The 17845-nt window shown below is 51.0% G+C and carries 14 protein-coding genes; 8 read left to right on the forward strand and 6 right to left on the reverse strand.

All coding sequences use genetic code 11. From position 1 onward, the window contains the following. Nucleotides 1-41: 41 nt before the first annotated feature. The 3 genes from TJ79_RS19135 to TJ79_RS19145 all read left to right on the forward strand — a co-directional run bounded on the left by TJ79_RS19135 (nt 42) and on the right by TJ79_RS19145 (nt 2019). Nucleotides 42-1034, forward strand: coding sequence for an aldose 1-epimerase (locus TJ79_RS19135; protein ID WP_040951948.1), 993 nt, complete (start codon nt 42-44; stop codon nt 1032-1034). A gap of 19 nt (nt 1035-1053) precedes the next feature. Then, nucleotides 1054-1596 carry a phosphodiesterase gene (yfcE, locus tag TJ79_RS19140; RefSeq protein ID WP_040951949.1) on the forward strand — a complete coding sequence of 181 codons (543 nt, stop codon included), beginning with the start codon at nt 1054-1056 and terminating at the stop codon, nt 1594-1596. An 81-nt stretch (nt 1597-1677) separates the two neighbouring features. Continuing rightward, nucleotides 1678-2019 carry a hypothetical protein gene (locus tag TJ79_RS19145; protein ID WP_155987958.1) on the forward strand — a complete coding sequence of 114 codons (342 nt, stop codon included), beginning with the start codon at nt 1678-1680 and terminating at the stop codon, nt 2017-2019. A gap of 4 nt (nt 2020-2023) precedes the next feature. Here the strand turns inward: TJ79_RS19145 and TJ79_RS19150 are convergent, their stop codons facing one another. The 4 genes from TJ79_RS19150 to TJ79_RS19165 form a co-directional block, all read right to left on the reverse strand. Further along, nucleotides 2024-4345 carry a glycoside hydrolase family 65 protein gene (locus TJ79_RS19150; protein WP_040951951.1) on the reverse strand — a complete coding sequence of 774 codons (2322 nt, stop codon included), beginning with the start codon at nt 4343-4345 and terminating at the stop codon, nt 2024-2026. 68 nt (nt 4346-4413) lie between these two features. Next, nucleotides 4414-5067 (reverse strand): beta-phosphoglucomutase, encoded by a 654-nt coding sequence (pgmB, locus tag TJ79_RS19155; RefSeq protein ID WP_040951952.1) that lies wholly within the window; start codon nt 5065-5067, stop codon nt 4414-4416. 99 nt (nt 5068-5166) lie between these two features. Next, entirely contained in the window at nt 5167-6198 is a 1032-nt protein-coding gene (locus TJ79_RS19160; RefSeq protein ID WP_040951953.1) for a LacI family DNA-binding transcriptional regulator, read from the reverse strand. Between the two features lie 110 nt (nt 6199-6308). Then, nucleotides 6309-8063: an alpha-glycosidase gene (locus TJ79_RS19165; protein ID WP_040951954.1), complete on the reverse strand. Its 1755-nt coding sequence runs from the start codon at nt 8061-8063 to the stop codon at nt 6309-6311. Nucleotides 8064-8601: 538 nt separating this feature from the next. On the opposite strand from TJ79_RS19165, the gene TJ79_RS19170 reads away from it, so the two are divergent. The 3 genes from TJ79_RS19170 (at nt 8602) to TJ79_RS19180 (ending at nt 12179) form a co-directional block, all read left to right on the forward strand. Further along, complete coding sequence (locus TJ79_RS19170; protein ID WP_040951955.1) at nt 8602-9936, forward strand: sugar ABC transporter substrate-binding protein; 1335 nt, start codon at nt 8602-8604, stop codon at nt 9934-9936. An 87-nt stretch (nt 9937-10023) separates the two neighbouring features. Beyond that, on the forward strand, nt 10024-11337 hold the full coding sequence (locus TJ79_RS19175) for a carbohydrate ABC transporter permease (RefSeq protein WP_040951956.1): 1314 nt from the start codon (nt 10024-10026) through the stop codon (nt 11335-11337). Then, entirely contained in the window at nt 11334-12179 is an 846-nt protein-coding gene (locus TJ79_RS19180) for a sugar ABC transporter permease (protein ID WP_040951957.1), read from the forward strand. The genes TJ79_RS19175 and TJ79_RS19180 overlap by 4 nt, the downstream gene beginning before the upstream one ends. Nucleotides 12180-12835: 656 nt before the next feature. Here the strand turns inward: TJ79_RS19180 and TJ79_RS19185 are convergent. Continuing rightward, entirely contained in the window at nt 12836-13504 is a 669-nt protein-coding gene (locus TJ79_RS19185) for a DUF559 domain-containing protein (protein ID WP_040951968.1), read from the reverse strand. Between the two features lie 117 nt (nt 13505-13621). Further along, complete coding sequence (locus TJ79_RS19190; RefSeq protein WP_040951958.1) at nt 13622-16003, reverse strand: glycoside hydrolase family 94 protein; 2382 nt, start codon at nt 16001-16003, stop codon at nt 13622-13624. Nucleotides 16004-16288: 285 nt separating this feature from the next. Here TJ79_RS19190 and TJ79_RS19195 point away from each other — a divergent pair, with 285 nt between their 5' ends. Together TJ79_RS19195 and TJ79_RS19200 are read left to right on the forward strand one after the other, a co-directional pair. Next, complete coding sequence (locus TJ79_RS19195) at nt 16289-17347, forward strand: ABC transporter substrate-binding protein (protein ID WP_040951959.1); 1059 nt, start codon at nt 16289-16291, stop codon at nt 17345-17347. A gap of 215 nt (nt 17348-17562) precedes the next feature. Then, nucleotides 17563-17845 (forward strand): ABC transporter permease subunit (locus tag TJ79_RS19200; RefSeq protein WP_040951960.1); only part of this gene is annotated, 283 nt, incomplete at its 3' end.

Here is a 17845-nt window from a genome sequence, read left to right on the forward strand (position 1 = left end):
GAAGCGCACGCGAGCGAGATCAACTGATAAGGAGATTGAAGATGAATAAAGAGCAAGCTTTTCTGGGAACGTTTCACGGAGAAAAAGCCGTCTGGCTGAAGGCCGGAAAATACGAAGCAGCCCTCTTGCCGGAAATCGGCGGCAACCTTATCGCCTTCCGCGATACGGAAAACGGATACCCCTTCCTGCGGGAGCCGGGCGAAGACGAAATGGAAGCATTCAAGGCAAATCCGGGGGTTCACGGAATCCCGGTGCTGTTCCCGCCAAACCGCTATGTTGACGGCAAGTTTCCTTGGGAAGGCAAAGTGTATCAGTTCCCGGTCAATGAAGTGAATACCGGCAACCACCTGCACGGCTTCCTGCACACCACCCCTTGGACAGTAGAAGAGTTCGGCACAGGGGCAGGCAGCAGCTTTGTGACCGTATCCGTAACGGTGACTGAACAGCATGAGATCTATACATACATGCCGTTCCTATTCACAGTAAAACTCCGCTATACGCTGTCATCTGACGGCTTAGAGCAGCATCTGTTCGTGAAAAACAACGGCCAAGCCAAGCTGCCTTGTCTGCTTGCCTTCCATACGGCGATCAATGCGCCTTTTGCGCCTGGAAGCTCCGCAGAAGACTGCCAGATCAAGCTGACCATCGGTGAGCGCTGGGAGCTGGACGGCCGGATGCTGCCGACAGGCAAATTCCAAGAGCTAACGCCGGATGAAGCTGCCTTGCGCGACGGTGGCGTGAATCCGTACTTTGCCGCTATGGACAACCACTATACCGCCGTTCCGCAAAACGGCCGCAACCGGATGGAACTGACCGACAAGAAGCTGGGTCGCACCTTCGTCTACGATGTGGGCACATCCTACAAACAGTGGATGATTTGGAACAACGGCGCATGCGGCAAATTTTTCTGCCCGGAACCTCAGATTAATCTGGTCAACGCTCCCAGCGTGGATCTGCCTGCCGATCAAATCGGCTTGTTCGGTCTGGAAGCCGGCGAGATTTGGGAAGAAACCGCTCGCTTTTATTTGAAGTAGGCGAATGGAGGAGCGCGGGATGAAACTGTTCTTTATGTCCGACATTCACGGATCGCTGCGCGGTTTGAATCAAGGGCTCGCTGCCTTCGAACGGGAGAATGCGGATCAAATCGTCATTTTAGGCGATCTGCTCTATCACGGACCGCGGAATCCTTTGCCGGAGGAATACAACCCAAAGGAAGTAGCTGCCCGGCTCAATGCCTATAAGCGGAAAATCATTTCCGTACGGGGAAACTGCGACGCCGAAGTGGATCAGATGCTGATTGAGTTTCCGGTTCTGTCGGATACCGCCATCTTGTTCTATGAAGGCCGGCGGATTTATGCCACCCATGGACATCATCATCACATGGACAATCTCCCTGGATTGTCAGAGGGAGATGTGTTTATTCAGGGGCACACCCATGTGCCGGTTGCGGAAAAGCGGGACGGCATTACACTGCTTAACCCCGGCTCCGTCTCCCTGCCCAAGGAAAATTTTCCGCCTTCTTATGGGATATTGGAGGGTACGGTATTCCAGATTAAAGATTTCGACGGAAACGTTCTGAAGCAAATCGAACTATAACGGTAAAAGCATCCCGGAAGCGCGGCTGCCTCGCAGCTAGCGAATTCTGGGATGCTTCTTTTTGCTGCGGGTAGATGGCTGATGGCACGCAACGAACAAAATACCTGCAAAAGTGCAGGTATTTTATGCCGTTCACCGGCTCAGCAGATGAAGCCGGCAAAAGTGCAGGTATTTTTCCCGATAATTAGTGAAAAACAAAATATGGGATCAAACACCTGCATTTTTGCAGGTAATTCTACCGATTGGCGTGAAAAACCCGGAAAAGCCTGCACTTTTGCAGGTAATCCGGGTTTTAGTGTTTTGCAGGTATCCCGAGGGGATGTTCTTCGGTTTACAGGCTTCTTGGGTTACAGGTGCTTCTCGGGTATGGGTTTTGCAGACATTCCGAGGCTTTTACAAGTTTCCCAATTCCACAAGAATTAGTGACTTAGCCCTGCGCGGCACCGCTTGGTGCCAATGCTTGAGCGCTGCCATCCAAGTTCATTTCTTGCCCGTGAATCCGTACCTTTACGGGTGTCTCCGTTTCATTGACGACTTTGATTTCCTTGTCCTGTACCGTTACCTTCAAACGCGCTCCACGGAACATCACCTTGAACGAGAAGGTGGTCCACTGCGCCGGAACGAAAGGATTCAGCTCTAGCGCACCGTCCCGTACGCGGAGACCGCCGAAGCCATAGACCACGGACATCCAGGTCCCGGCCATGCTGGTAATATGGCAGCCGTCTTCGGTGTCGTTGTTGTAATTGTCCAAATCCAATCGCGAGGTGCGCAGGTACATTTCATATGCCTTTTCTTGATAGCCCAGCTCGCAAGCGAGAATGGAGTGGACGCAAGGGGAAAGGGACGACTCGTGAACTGTCAGCGGCTCATAGAAGTCGAAGTTGCGCTTTTTCGTGTCCAGATCGTACCGATCCCCTAGGAAAAACAGCCCTTGCAACACGTCGGCTTGTTTGATGTAGCAGGAACGGAGAATCCGGTCCCAGGACCATTTCTGGTTCAGCGGCAGATGCCGGGGGTCCAGCTCTTTTACCGGGATCAGCTCTTTATCGAGGTAACCGTCCTGTTGGAGGAAAACTCCCCGTTCTTCGTCCACCGGATAGTACATTTTCGCGACAATATCCGCCCATTTTGCCGTTTCCTCCGATGCCAACTCCAGCTTATCAACAAGCTCGGCGTAACGGGATGGATTACCGGACTTCAGATCATCCAACACTTCCAGCGTATATTCCATTGTCCAGGCGGCGATCCGGTTAGTGTACCAGTTGTTGTTGACGTTGTTTTCGTACTCGTTTGGTCCGGTGACGCCCAGCATGACATATTTGTCCTTGGCGGCTACATAATGTACGCGCTCCTCCCAGAAGCGGGAGATTTCCGCCAGCACTTCCAGCCCGTATTGAGCCAGATAATCCTGGTCGCCGGTATAATTCACATAATTATAGATGGCGTAAGCGATGGCGCCGTTACGGTGCAGCTCTTCGAAGGTGATTTCCCATTCGTTGTGGCATTCTTCCCCGTTCATGGTGACCATGGGATAGAGAGCACCCTTGGAAAAGCCCAGCTTGGCGGCATTTTCCTTCGCTTTATCCAGGTGTTTGTAGCGGTAGATGAGCAAATTGCGGGCGATGGACGAGTCGGCTGTGCTCAAGTAGAAGGGCAGGCAGTAAGCTTCGGTATCCCAGTAGGTGCTGCCGCCGTATTTTTCGCCGGTGAAGCCTTTCGGTCCGATGTTCAGACGGTCGTCTTCGCCGGTATAGGTTTGATTCATTTGAAAAATATTGAAGCGGATCGCCTGCTGCGCAGCCGGATCTCCCTCGATGACGATGTCGCTTTCTTTCCATTTGACCGCCCAGGCTTCTGCCTGTTCTTGCAGCAGTGCCGCGAATCCGGCTTCACGCGCCGCCTTGAGTGCTTCAGCCGCAGCGTCCGCCAGTTGGCCCAACCCGTAATCCCGAGAAGTCACGTTGGCCGCGTACTTGGTAAGCGTGACGGTTTTGCCGGTTTCAGCCGGTACGCAGAAGGCGTTCGCCACGTATTTCTCTTTTTCGATCAACTGAAGGTTTTCCGGGACAGCTTTTTGTCCGTCAACATAAACGTCATAGGACATGGCCGAGGTAACATGAAAGTCCAGTTTCTTTGTTTTCACAGTCAAAAAGGAAATATCGGCGGCTGCGGTTTTATCGACTTCCAGCCAAAATTTCTCGTCGTAGTTGGAGTCCTTGTTTTTGATGTCCCCATCCAGATAAGGGGTCAAGGTAAGTGTTCCGGTAAAATTCACCGGCGTCACCGAGTAGCGGATGGCTCCGATCTCCCGACGGGCTATGCTTACGAAGCGAACAGCTTCCACCCGCACCTGCTTGCCGCTGGCGAGCTCCGCCGTAAAGCTGCGGGATAAATAGTCTTCCTTCATGTTCAATTCGCGGCGGAACTCTTTTACGGCAGCCGTCGCCAGATCCAGCGGCTCTCCGTCGATCTCGACGCTGATGCCGATCCAATTGGTGCTGTTCAGCACCTTGGCGAAGTACTCGGGGTAGCCGTTTTTCCACCAGCCTACTCGAGTTTTGTCGGGATAATAGACACCCGCCATGTAGCTGCCCTGCAAAGTGGCGCCGCTATAAGCTTCCTCGAAGTTTGCCCGCTGGCCCATGTAGCCGTTGCCAATGCTGAACACACTTTCGGATATCTCATGGTTCAGAGGATTGAACTCTTCTTCGATAATGGACCACTCATCCACCTTCAGGTATTGTTTCACTTGAACTAGCTCCTTTTGCTTATGGATTATGAACCTGCAATTTATAAAGTGATGATTCAACCGCCCGCTTACAGCTCGCTCAGACGGCTAATGCTCATTTCCGCAAGTGAGGGAATAACCCGGTTAGCCTGCTTCAAAATGTCCGGTGAACCGATGCCGACACTAGCCATACCCGCTCTGACAGCGGCTTCGATGCCGGCTTCCGCATCCTCGAACACGACGCAATCTTCGGGAAGTACGTTGAGATTTTCCGCCGCCAAGAGGAACACTTCGGGATCGGGCTTAGCGCGGCTTGTTTTCGTTCCGTCGATGATCGCATCGAAATAAGGGGCGAGACCGGTGCCATTCAAGATAGTCATGGCATTTTTGCTGGCCGAACCCAAGGCGGTTTTAATCCCTGCCAAGCGGCATTCCGTCAAAAATTCAAGAGCTCCCGGCAGAATTTCCTGGCTGTTCATTTTGAGGATGGATTCCACGTACCATGTATTTTTACGCTCCGCTAACCGTAGTTTTTCCTCCTGCGGCAGCGTCAAACCACCGATTTCCAGCAAAATCTCCAAAGAGGCGTCCCGGCTTACGCCCTTCAGTCTTTCATTGTCCTTTTCCGTAAAGGTGAAGCCCAGTTCCTGAGCCAGACGGCTCCAGGCTAAATAATGGTATCGCGCGGTGTCCACCAGGACGCCGTCCAAATCAAACAGACAGGCGCGTATCTTTTGCTGCATATAGTCCCTCTCTTTCCTGACATGAAGTAGCGCAAACGTTTGAACAACTACGAAAAAAGAAAAGAAGCAGATGTGCTTCTTTCTTTGTCCCGCCAGAGGTTACTTCTTAGGCATGGCGTACATGGACGATTCGCGTACGCGCAGGTGATGCGGAATGATGTACCGGTTTTGATGCATTGCTTCGCCGGTTTGAATCGACTGGATCAAGATTTGCGATGCGGTATAGCCCAAGTGGTAAATGCCGATATCGACGCTGCTTAAGGGAGGATCGGAAAGCTCGGACAACGGAATGTTGTTGAAACTGACCATACAGATATCCTCGGGAACCTTGAAGTTCGATTCGCGCAAGCCCCGTAGGACGCCAAATGCGACGATATCGTCGACGACGACCAACGCCGTCGGCCGGTTAGGCAGGTTCATGAAGAAAGACATGGCTCGGTATCCGCTTTCCTGAAGGAAATCGCCTTCCACGATCCATTCCGACCGCATCTCCAGATTCGCATCCTGCATCGCTTTTTGGTAACCGGAAAGCCGGTCCTGAGAGAGGATGAGGTTTTGCGGACCGTTGACGAAGCCGATTCGTTCATGGCCCATGGAAATCAGGTGGCGGGTAGCGTCATAGGCGGCTTTCACGTTGTCCGTATCCACTGACAGCAGATCGGGGTACTTCTCGCTTCTGCCTACCAACACGAAGGGATGGCCATTTTCCTGCAAAAAATCGATGACTGGATCATCCTTGCGCGAATACAGCAGAATGGCGCCATCTACGCGACGCCCGTTGAAAAGGCGGGATACGGCGCTCACTTCTTCTTTCTCATTGCCTCCGGATGTAATCATCACGTCGAAGCAGGCACGGTTGGCCTGAGTGACAATCCCCCGAATCAACTCCATAAAAAACAGGTTGGAAAACAACTCTTCAGCCGATTTCGGCAAAATGATGCAGATGCTGTTGGTGGTTTTCGAAACAAGGCTTTTGGCCATCAAATTCGGATGATAGCCCATTTCTTCCATAATGGCCCTGATTTTTTTGGAAGTCTCTTTACTGATTCTCGGATGGTTGGATATAACCCGGGAGACGGTGGAAGGAGAGACCCCCGCTATCTTGGCCACATCCTTGATCGTTACGGACATGAGGACCTCCTAGTGAAAACGTTTGCTCTACAGGTATCTTAATCCAACAATCCGAGATTGTAAATAGATTTGCTTATGATGTAAAGGTGGATTTTTGTAAAATAATGGGGTTATTTCCCCTTGATGCTCGTTTTCAGAAGGGCAAAACCAAGCGGAGGCAAGTTGATTTCGAGATTTCCGCCAGCGGCTGAAACGGATTTTCCTGTCCAAAGATCAAGCCAATGGGACTCGGTGACAGGAAGCCGAAAATTTTGTTCGATCATACTGCTGTTCAGCAGCACAACGGTCTTGTCACCCTCATGGTTCCGTTCGTATGCGAGTCTTGCTTCGCCCGGCTCGGCCTCCAAAAAGGTGATGGCCCCGCGCCTCAGTTCGGGATTCGCTTTGCGCACGCTGATGAGCTTGCGGTAGAACGCATGCAAGTCCTTGTCTTGCTTGGCCGGATTCCATTCCATACATTTGCGGCAATCGGGATCGTCGCCGCCTTCCATGCCGACTTCGTCTCCATAATAGATGCAGGGTGCGCCCATAAACGTGAATTGGACGATGGCCGTCAGCTTCATTTTTTTCTTATCCCCATTGCAGTGGGTGAGCAGCCGCGGCGTATCGTGGCTGTCCAGAAGATTGAAGGTGACTTCACTTGCTTGCAGCGGATAGCGAGAAAGCTGCTTGCCGATGGCATTCGCAAACTGTTCCGCATCGGTTCTTTCTCGCACGAAAAAGTCGAGGACCGCTTCGGTAAAAGGATAGTTCATTACAGCGTCAAATTGATCGCCGGCAAGCCACGGCGAAGATTCATGCCAGATTTCCCCAAGAATGTAGGCTTCGGGGTTGGCGGCTTTGACGGTTTTGCGGAAATCCCTCCAGAACGAGTGGTCGACTTCATTGGCTACGTCCAGCCGCCAGCCGTCGATGCCGATTTCCTCGATCCAGTACCGCGCAACGTTTAGCAGATAATCTTTCACTTCCGGGTTTTCCGTATTCAGCTTCGGCATCATCGGTTCAAAGGCGAAGGTATCGTAACCGGCGTAGTCGCCGTCGACGGCGATGGGGAATTTACGTACATGGAACCAGTCCTTGTAGCGGGAAGCGGCGCCGTTTTTGAGTACGTCGACGAAGGGGCCGAAGGTGCGGCCGGAATGGTTGAAGACGGCGTCCAGCACCACGCGGATACCCCGGCTGTGGCAGGCGGCTACCAGCTTTTTGACGGTTTCCGCGTCGCCGAACTGGGGATCGACCTGCATGTAATCTTCGGTATCGTATTTATGATTGGTTGTGGCTTGGAAAATCGGCGTGAAGTAAATGGCGTTTACGCCCAGTCCGGCAATGTGGTCCAAATGATCGATCACGCCCTGCAAGTCGCCACCGAAAAAATTCCCCCGCTCCGGCTTGCCGCCCCAAGGCTCAGTTCCTTCCGGGTCATTGCTTGTATCGCCATTGGCAAACCGCTCCGGAAAGATTTGATAGAAAATCGCATCCTTTGCCCATTCCGGCGGAGAAAAGATATCGACAGCGTTGAGAAACGGAAACTCGAACAGACGCTTTTGATTTTCCGGACGGGTTGCCAGGAAATCGTCCTCCGTCATCCATATCTCTTCGGAGTCTTTGCGCAAGAGAAAGCCGTAGGTCAACCGGCGGTAAGGCGGGCGGACGGCGCATTCCCAATAATCGAACATCCCGTCGGATGTGAATATCTTCATCGGCACAAGTTCACTTGTCGCCTCCCAGGCGTACTTGTCGCCGACGAGGGCAAAGACCTCCGTTAAATCGTCCTTCTTTGCCCGCAGGCGAAGATGGATGGTTTCGGGATCGTAGGCAAAAGACCAGGTTTGTTTCGGACGATGATAAACAGCTTCGAGCAACATGTGATTACCTCCCAGTAAATAGTGTGAGCTTTAAAAAAAGAAGATACACCCGAAAAAAACGACTCGAGGATGTATCTTCCTGATAACAGTGCCTTAAGGATTTCACAGAACGAAAGGAATCCGGTCCCGCGCTCTTACGGGTGGAATCTTGAGGAAATTATAGCAAGGCGAATGGAGCTGTGCAACACCTATGGCAATTTATTTATGCAAATTTCGGAGGATAAGCACTGTTTTATTAGTAGTGGAAATATATCCAATTATAAGAAATACTGCGAAAATCAATGGAATCTTAAGGAAATGAGAGATATAAAGATGAATGTTCGGCAATTTAGTTTGTGCAAACGTTTTTCCATATTGTCGGCATGGTGTATGATTATGGCAGCAATAAAGCGCTTTCCAACCAGTGAAACGATAATGGGAGAAGCATATTCCACCGAATTAGGTGGTGGGGTATTGCTAAAAACGCAAACGTTTGCGCTGGTGGAATGGCGCCAAAGAAGGCTTAAAGGTCTATATCATGAGGAGGGGTTTATCCATTATGAAGGCAACAAAAGCTGTCGCAGGATTGACTGTACTGACAATGGCTCTGTCTCTTGCCGCTTGCGGCGGAAGCGGAAGCAAAAATGACGCAACCGAATCGAAAGCGCCTACAACGGCACCGACGAAAGCTGCTGAAGGCACCGCTGCTCCGGCAACCACTGCACCGGACACGGGCATTCAACCTGAAGCAGGTGCAAGCCTGGTCATTTGGGAAAGCAAGGACGAAATGGCGTTCACCACTGAAATGGCTAAGCGGTTTACGGAGAAGTTCAATGTGCCGGTAAAGGTTGAAGAAGTTCCTCCTCCAAACCAGGCGCAAAAATTGATTCAAGACGGACCATCCGGTTTGGGTGCCGATGTTATCGTTATTCCTCATGATAATATGCCGCAATTGGCGCTTGCTAATCTCATCCTGCCGAACGAAGTGTTTGCCGATGCGACCAGAGCGGACAATACCGAAGCATCTGTCATCGGTTCCTCCTATAACGGGCAATTGCTTGGTTATCCCCGGGCAGCGGAAACCTATGTATTGTACTACAACAAGGATCTGGTCAAAGATGCTCCATTGAAAACTTGGGATGACGTCATCGCCTTCGCTAAAACCTTTACAAACAAGAGCAAGAACAAATACGGCATCATGTGGGAAGTCGGCAATTTTTACTTCAACTATCCGTTTATTGCCTCCACCGGCGGATACCTCTTTGGTAAAGACGGTACAGACCCGAAAGACATGGGGCTTGCCAGTGATGGCGCTCTTGAAGGGTTGAAGGTTTTCAGCAGCGTGAAAGAAGTTCTTCCCGTTAAAAGCGCGGACATTACTCCCGATATCAAACGCGGTCTGTTTACTTCCGGCGATGTCGCTATCGATATGAATGGTCCGTGGGAACTGGCCGGTTACAAAAAAGCCCTTGGGGATAAGTTGGGTGTGGCTACTATCCCGACTGTTGCCGGTAAAACTGCCATTTCCTTTTCGGGCATCAAATCTTGGTATGTTAATGCTTATTCCAAATATCCAAACGCCGCCCAGCTATTCGCACATTTCTCCTCCTCAAAAGAAGCCCAGCTTCTGCTGAACGAGAAAGTTGGCGCGATCCCGACGAATCTGGCAGCGCTGGAAGATCCGCAAGTCAAGAGTGATCCGATCATCTCGGTCTTCGCTGAACAAGCTAAAAATTCTCAACCTATGCCGACTATTCCTGAAATAAGCAACGTTTGGGCTCCAGCCAACGCAGCTTTCCCGGAAATTTGGGATAAAGGCTCCGATGCCAAGACCGTTATGGAAAATGCCATTAAGCAAATTCAAGATTTGAACAATGGCGGCGGCAAGAAGTAAAGTTCCATTCAAATGGTGGTAACGAATTGCCCGCCGCTTCCCGCGGCGGGTGATTCCTTGATTTGTTTTAAGGGGGACAGGAGGAACATGGGACAGCATCGGAAAAACGCTACGATTCTATCGGTCATATTCATGGGGCTAGGACAGCTATATAACCGTCAATTTGTGAAGGGCGTACTGCTTGCGGCGATAGAGGCGGCGGCTCTCAGTTATTTCATCCCTAACATCAAGCATGTTATATGGGCAATCACAACACTGGGTGAGAAAGGCAGCCATTTTGAAAAGGTCAAGGGCGTCTCCAGATTGGTTGCGGGTGACCACTCGATCTTTTTGCTGGTGCAGAGTCTCATTGCGCTCATTGCGCTTGCCGTCGTTATTTTCGCTTATGTGCTGACTGTGAAAGACGCCTTTAACGTCGGAAAATTAAGAGACGAAGGGGTAAAGCCGAGAAATTTTGCCCAATCCGTCCGTTTCTTTTCAGAACATAAATTCGCCCAGTCCTTTCTGGCTATTCCTGGATTAGGCATTCTGTTCTTTACCATTATGCCCATCATCTTCATGGTCTTGATCGCGTTCACCAACTATTCGTCGCCGGATCATACGCCCCCCGCCAAACTGGTGGATTGGGTCGGCTTCGATAGCTTTCGCCAATTGCTCGCTCTGAAAACATGGAGTCATACTTTCTATGGCGTACTTACGTGGACCATTATTTGGGCAGTCCTTTCCACGGTAACAACGTTCTTCGGCGGTTTTTTGGTCGCCCTTCTCATTCAACAGCAGGGCATTCGCTTTAAAGGCTTTTGGAGGACGATCTTGATTCTTCCTTATGCCATCCCGCAGCTTGTCTCGCTATTGATCATGAAAAACCTGTTCAACGGCCAGTTCGGACCGATCAACCAATACCTGCGTTACTTCGGTTTTGGCGGCCTGCCTTGGTTATCCGATCCCTTCTGGGCGAAAGTGACGGTCATTATCGTTAACATGTGGGTCGGGATACCGGTTTCCATGCTGCTTATTATGGGGATTTTGACTTCGATTCCAAGGGATATGTACGAAGCGGCTGAGGTGGATGGAGCCAGTGCTTTTCAAAAATTCCGTATTATCACCCTGCCCATGGTCATGTTCAGTACCACTCCCATCCTGATTGCCCAGTTTGCCGGCAATATCAATAACTTTAACGCTATCTTCCTGCTGACCGGCGGATCTCCTCCCGTGGGGAAATATCAATATGCCGGCGCAACCGATCTTTTGGTTACCTGGCTGTATAAGCTGACCTTGAGTCAAAATAAATACAATATGGCATCCGCTATAGGCATTATCATCTTCCTGATTGTAGCGTCGTTCAGCATCTGGAACTACCGCCGCAGTCGTTCCTACAAAGAGGAGGATATGATCCAATGAGACAGCGCAAAAAGAAAGGTATTCTCCGTTTAACCCTTAGTTATATCACTTTGGTGATCATTTCGATCTGCTGCCTGTACCCTGCCCTGTGGGTGGTTTTCGGCACCTTCCGCCCCGGAAGATCCCTTTATAGTAAAAGCTTTATTCCGAAAAAGTTCACCTTGGTGCATTATAAGGAACTGTTTCATTCCGATACGTTCCTCTTTGCCCATTGGTACATGAACACGTTTAAAATTGCTTTTTTCACCATGCTATTGGGTACTTCGCTGATCCTCCTGACAAGTTATGCTCTTTCCAGATTTCGTTTCCGTTGGCGGAAGCAGGCGCTCTCAACATTACTCATCCTGGGGATGTTTCCGGGCTTCATGAGCATGATCGCCATCTTCCTGCTGCTGAAGGAACTGAACATGCTGGATACCCACATTGCCCTGATTCTCGTTTATTCCGCGGGGGCACCCTTGGCTGGAACCTTCGTCGCCAAAGGTTTCTTCGATACAATCCCGCGAAGTTTGGATGAAGCAGCGCGGATTGATGGGGCATCCAACTGGCATGTTTTCACCCGGATTATTTTGCCTCTGTCAAGACCGATGCTGACTTATATCGCTTTGCTGCAGTTTGTCGGTCCTTGGGTGGATTATATCTTCGCACGTCTTATTTTGCGGACGAAAGAACAGTGGACCCTTGCCGTCGGTCTGTGGGATCTGCTGGACTCCCGCCAAAACAGCGACTTTGCAATGTTTGCCACTGCGACCGTGTTGATCGCCGTGCCGATCACGATCCTGTTTATGCTTCTGCAGCGCCTGCTGGTTGAAGGCTTGACCTCCGGTGCAAGCAAAGGGTAAGATATCGGATATTTTGTTTGACTCGCAGCCGCCTCTCTTCGGAAAGGCGGTTTTTCGCTGTCGTTTGGCTACTGCTGTTGCAGGTAAATCTGGTGCCTGGTCGTCTGGCTGGCAGACCGTAAGCTGCAGGTTTTAAAGTCGGAAGCCACTCAAAGGGCGGAATAGCTGTAAAACTGCAGTTATTAAAGTCGGAAGCCGCTCAAAGGGCGGAATAGCTGTAAAACTGCAGTTATTGAAAGCCGAAAGCCGCTCAAAGGGTGGAATAGCTGCAAAACTGCAGTTATTGAAGTCGAAAGCCGCTCAAAGGGTGGAATAGCTGCAAAACTGTAGTTATTGAAAGCCGATAATCGCTCATATGGGGGAATACCTGCAAAACTGCAGTTATTGAAAGCTGAAAGCCGTTCATAAGGGGGAATACCTGTAAAACTGCAGTTATTAAAAGTAGAAAGCCGCTCAAAGGGTGGAATAGCTGTAAAACTGCAGTTATTGAAAGCCGAAAGCCGCTCAAAGGGCGGAATAGCTGTAAAACTGCAGTTATTGAAAGCCAGTATGTCCCGTTCATGCCTCGACGAAGAAAATAGCTGCACTATCGCAGGTATTTTCTTCAATCGGTCCTTTTCTCTCGAAATACCTGCGCATTTGCAGGTATTTCTTTTTTATATATGTTGAAAGGCTTCCTGCTGAAGCTCATACCGCACGACACGCTTGCCGTCTTCTCCGGTAACAGGAGATAGTAACTTTTTTTCGCATAGGGAATGAAGAGTTCGGACAGCAGTGCGATGGTTCATGCTTAAATGTGACTCTACGTCGATAGGGCGGAGCGGGCGGGCGAGCATGCAGGCAAGCCGTATGATTTCCCTTTCCGCTACACTTTTTTTCGGGACCGGTGAGGCTACCGGGGAAAATCGCGTAAGCGCCATACGCAACAAGGTCGAACACAATTCTGGACGATGGGCGACATCATCATAAGCAAACGAGATGACTTGATAACCCATAACCGTCAAGAAAGTCTCCCGATTCAGCTCGTTGCAGTATTTGTTTCGGTCCATGTCCTGCACATGTGGCCCGAAGCCCTTAACCTCGATTATCAGCTTCACGTACGGCGTGATATAAGCAAAATCGCAAAAATAGGAAAGCCCCCGCCAATCGAGGACTTCATATTCCGGATGCAGGCTATCAAAATTCCCGCTAACCGGCCACCACACGTTGCGGCAAAATGTTTTTTCAGGCTCCCGGTGACCACGTTCCAAACGACCTCTCCGTTCACCTGATCTTCTCTTCAAATGATACTGAATAAATGCTTCATGTGCGGACTCGAATCCAATCATCATAATCCCCCTTAAAATAAAAACGTCCCGCAACCATTCATGGAGAATGGGCAGGACGTTCTTCGTCTTGGCTATAGTATAGATTGCTTACGGGTTTATTGTACAGATGAGGCCTTAACCCATCACAACCAGCACTTCGTTCTCTTGCTTCATTTTCGAAACGGGGATGACGTTGCCTGCGATCTCCTCGCCGTTGATGACGATTTTCACAACGCCTTTTTCCACACCGTTCTTGTTTTCCACCTGAATGTTAAGGTGCTTGCCGCGGAACTCCCGGTACATGGAGAAGCCGTCCCACTCCGCCGGGATGCAAGGATCGATGCGCAGTCCTTCGAATTGCGGCTGCACGCCGAGGATGCCCTCAGCCAGGGATACCATGACAGTGGAAGCCGTGCCGGTCAGCCAGTGAACGTGCGCTCGGCCGAAGTGCGGGCTGTCGATACTTTCGACGAACTGGCCGTGCACGTACGGCTCGATTTTGCGGATTTCCGCTTTTTCGTTCATGGTGGCGGGGCTGCAATTCAGGAAGTATTCCATGGCGCGGTTGCCGTTGCCTGCCATGGTTTCCGCCAGAATCAGCCAACCTTGGGGCTGGGAGAAGATGCCGCCGTTTTCCTTCGTCGATCCATTGAATAGATTCATCAAAGCGAAGGAGCGCTTTTCTTTGCGGAAAGGAGGATAGGTCAGCATCGCGCCGTATTCCGTACTGAGCTGCGCGTATACGCTGTCCAGAGCGAGTTTGACCTGCTCGGGACGAGCAGCTTGGCTCAACACCGCCCAGGCTTGCGGCTCAAGCCAGATACTGGCTTCCTCGTTATTGCGGGAGCCGACGACATCGTTATCTTCCGTATAGCCACGGACGAAACGGTCAACTTCCCAGCCGTATTTCTGGATATTGGCATCAAGCTCCGCGCAGAGTCCCTGCGCCCAACGGACATCCTCTGTCCGTCCCTTGTGTTCCGCGATTTCGCTGAATACGACGAATCCCATGTAAAGCTGGAACGCGACGAACAGCGACTCGCCCTTAGCGCCTAGCCGCAAGCAGTCGTTCCAGTCGGCGTGCAGCCCTGCGGGAAATCCGTGGGCACCCATGCGGTCGAGGCTGAATTGGATGGCGCGGCGTAGATGCTCGTATACCGTCGCTTCTCCTTTATCCGAGTAGGGAATGACTTCGTCGACGAAGCCCCAGTTTCCGCTTTCCTTCAAATATTTGATGACCGTGGGGAACAGCCATAGCGCATCATCGGCACGGTAGGACGGATGACCGGTTTCCTGCACGTATGCTGGATCGTCCGGGGTGCCTTCATGTCCAGGGTTATGGTTAAACTTAACCAGGGGCAAGCCGCCGCCGTTGGAAACCTGAGCGGACAGCATCAGCCACAGCCGTTCCAGCGCCTGCTCATGATCCAAATGGATGATACCCTGAATGTCTTGCACCGTGTCCCGGTAACCCAAGCCGTTGCGCAGCCCGCAATATTGGAAGGAAGCCGCCCGCGACCAGACGAAGGTAATGAAGCACTGGTAGGCGTTCCATACATTGACCATCTGATTCAGATTGTCATTTGGCGTACGGACTTGGAATCGGTTCAATTTTTCGTGCCAATATTTGGTGAGTTCTTCATATTCCGCTTCTACCGCGGACAGGTCGGCGTAACGGCCCATAATGTCTCCGGCTTCTTGCTCGCCACCCGGGCTGAGTATGTAGATCAACTCTTTTTCCTCGCCGGGTTGAAGCGTTACATCGCACTGCAAAGCGCCGCAGGAATTGCCATTGTAGTTCAGGGAATTGGAGCAGGCCCCGTTCACGACTGATGCGGGGTTGCCGTAGCCACGGTAATCGCCGACGAAAACATCCCGGTCTCCGTCATAGGAAGCGACATCGGCACCGACTACACCGAAAAACCGCCATTCATTGTCGAGGTTCTCGTTGATCGCTTGAAGAATCGCATTGTTTTTAAAATGAGTGCGGGTGATGAACAAGGTGTACTGTAAATTGACGCCATCTTGCTCGTAATTTCCGCTGTTGGTCAGTTCCACATAGCCGAATACGGCCAGATTGCGGGGGGTGGAACCGGTGTTGCGTACCTTCAGACGCCAAACCTCGTAGGTCTTATTGAGGGGTACATAATACAGGGTCTCGGTCTCGATCCCTTCGTAACGGGAGCTCAAGATGGAATAACCTGTGCCATGGCGGCAGGTGGAGTCGTAACGTTCCAAATCCTTGGCGACCGGCTGCCATGATGCGGACCAATAATCGCGGCTGTCTTTGTCGTGGACGTAAATGTAGCGTCCGGGCTGATCGGATGGAGTGCTGTTGAAACGGTAACGGATCAATCTTCCGTTGGCGCCGGACTTCACGAAGCTGTAGCCTCCGGCATTGTTAGAGATGATCGCTCCGTATTCCGGAGAACCGAGATAGTTGGCCCAGGGTGCGGGGGTATCGGGTTTGGTGATGACGTACTCCTTCTTTTCCTCGTCGAAATAACCGTATTGCAAGCGGATCCCTCCTATAAAAGTTAACGGTAACCTAACCTATTGATCATATCAATCGTTTCTATGTAATGCTAGCAAAAGCTTTGTGAAATGCAGGGAAAGGAGCTTTGCGATTGAAGATGATTTCCATATGAGTGCTACGATGGAAAATAAAATATTATTAATTGACGATTGGCAGGAAGGGATTTAATATTAACGGTATATTTGCATTGTCGCTTTCTCGCATAAAAGCGGCAAAACTTTTAAGCGTTGCTATTACTTTTAGGCACAGAAAAGAGGGGCTTATTCATGAAAAAAGGCTTTATTCTTGGATTAATGGCCATCATGTTAGTCATCATTGCAGCCGGTTGCGGCTCGAAGTCATCGAACAGCAGCGCGTCGACGGCGCCAAGCGGTACAAGCGCTCCGGCAGGGACAGCGGCTGCTTCGGACAAGACATACTCCGTAGCGATTTCGCAAATCGTAGAGCATCCTTCGCTGGATGCGACTCGTGAAGGCTTCCTTGCCGCCCTTAAGGATGCGGGGATCGAAGAAGGCAAGAACCTGAAACTGGATTACAACAACGCTCAAGGCGATGCTACGAACAACCTGTCCATCGCACAGAAGTTCGCTGCAAACAAGTACGATCTTGTGTTGGGAATCGCCACATCGCCAGCTCAAGCTCTTGTTCAACAAGTGAAGAATTCCCCGATTCTGTTCGCCGCCGTTACTGATCCTTTAGGCGCCAAGCTGGTAAGCAATCTCGATAAACCGGGCGGCAACGTAACGGGAGCCTCGGATACGAACCCGGAAGCCGTCAAGCAACTGATGGATTTCATCGCCGCTAACTTCCCGAATGTCAAAAGTGTAGGTCTCGTCATCAACGAAGGCGAACCGAATGCCGTCGTAATGGCTGATAATGCCAAGAACGCTTTGGACGCCCACGGCATCAAGCTGGTCAAAGCGGCGATTACGAATACGTCCGAAGTGAAGCAAGCGGTTGACTCCTTGACCGGTAAAGTGGACGCCCTCTTCGTTACGTTGGACAACGCCGTTGTCAGCGGCGTCGACGTCATTATCGACGCAGCCAATAAGAACCACATTCCGTTTTTCGCTAGCGACCGGGATACTGTTGAAAAAGGCGCCTTCGCCACCGTCGGTTTCAAATATTACGACCACGGCTACCAAGCCGGTCAAATGGCGGTCGACATCTTGAAAAACGGCAAGAAGCCGGGGGATATGAAGGTAAGCTTCCCGGACAAGCTGGATTTGATTCTTAACCTGAAGGCAGCCGCAGCCCAAGGGATCACCGTTACGGACGCCATGAAGCAAGGTGTCAAGGACCCGACGAACGACATTATCCAATAAACGGGTAAGCTCGAACGACGACTTGCAACCCTAATGACAAGTAAAAAAGATACGGAATGAACCCTTATGCGTTCATTCCGTTTTCTGTCCTTTCATAGCCCTCACCAATTATTGGTTATGTGAAGGCCGAAATGCCAATTTTCCCCATTCGCTGGCTCCGTGCAAGCGGCATGAGGATCATCGCACGGAGATCACGTTTTTGAGGAGGAAACAGCATGTTAAATTCTTTGCCTGGAGCCCTTGAGTTGGGGCTGTTGTATGCTTTCATGGCTCTGGGTGTTTATATCACCTACCGGATACTCGATTTTCCCGATTTGACGGTGGACGGCAGCTTTACGACAGGCGCAGGGATCGCCGCCGTTTTAATCACTCACGGCTGGAACCCGTGGCTGGCGACGCTTGTTGCCTTCATCGGCGGTATGCTTGCCGGCGTTTGTACCGGCCTGCTCCACACCAAGGGGAAAATCAACGGACTCCTGTCCGGGATTCTCATGATGA

Origin of the sequence: Gorillibacterium massiliense (assembly GCF_000455485.1) — a bacterium.
Lineage (GTDB): Bacteria > Bacillota > Bacilli > Paenibacillales > NBRC-103111 > Gorillibacterium > Gorillibacterium massiliense.

Coding starts and splice junctions, on each gene's coding strand:
- TJ79_RS19135 (WP_040951948.1), top strand. CDS start 42: ATGAATAAAGAGCAAGCTTTTCTGGGAACGTTTCACGGAGAAAAAGCC.
- yfcE (WP_040951949.1), top strand. CDS start 1,054: ATGAAACTGTTCTTTATGTCCGACATTCACGGATCGCTGCGCGGTTTG.
- TJ79_RS19145 (WP_155987958.1), top strand. CDS start 1,678: ATGGCACGCAACGAACAAAATACCTGCAAAAGTGCAGGTATTTTATGC.
- pgmB (WP_040951952.1), bottom strand. CDS start 5,067: ATGCAGCAAAAGATACGCGCCTGTCTGTTTGATTTGGACGGCGTCCTG.
- TJ79_RS19160 (WP_040951953.1), bottom strand. CDS start 6,198: ATGTCCGTAACGATCAAGGATGTGGCCAAGATAGCGGGGGTCTCTCCT.
- TJ79_RS19165 (WP_040951954.1), bottom strand. CDS start 8,063: ATGTTGCTCGAAGCTGTTTATCATCGTCCGAAACAAACCTGGTCTTTT.
- TJ79_RS19170 (WP_040951955.1), top strand. CDS start 8,602: ATGAAGGCAACAAAAGCTGTCGCAGGATTGACTGTACTGACAATGGCT.
- TJ79_RS19175 (WP_040951956.1), top strand. CDS start 10,024: ATGGGACAGCATCGGAAAAACGCTACGATTCTATCGGTCATATTCATG.
- TJ79_RS19180 (WP_040951957.1), top strand. CDS start 11,334: ATGAGACAGCGCAAAAAGAAAGGTATTCTCCGTTTAACCCTTAGTTAT.
- TJ79_RS19195 (WP_040951959.1), top strand. CDS start 16,289: ATGAAAAAAGGCTTTATTCTTGGATTAATGGCCATCATGTTAGTCATC.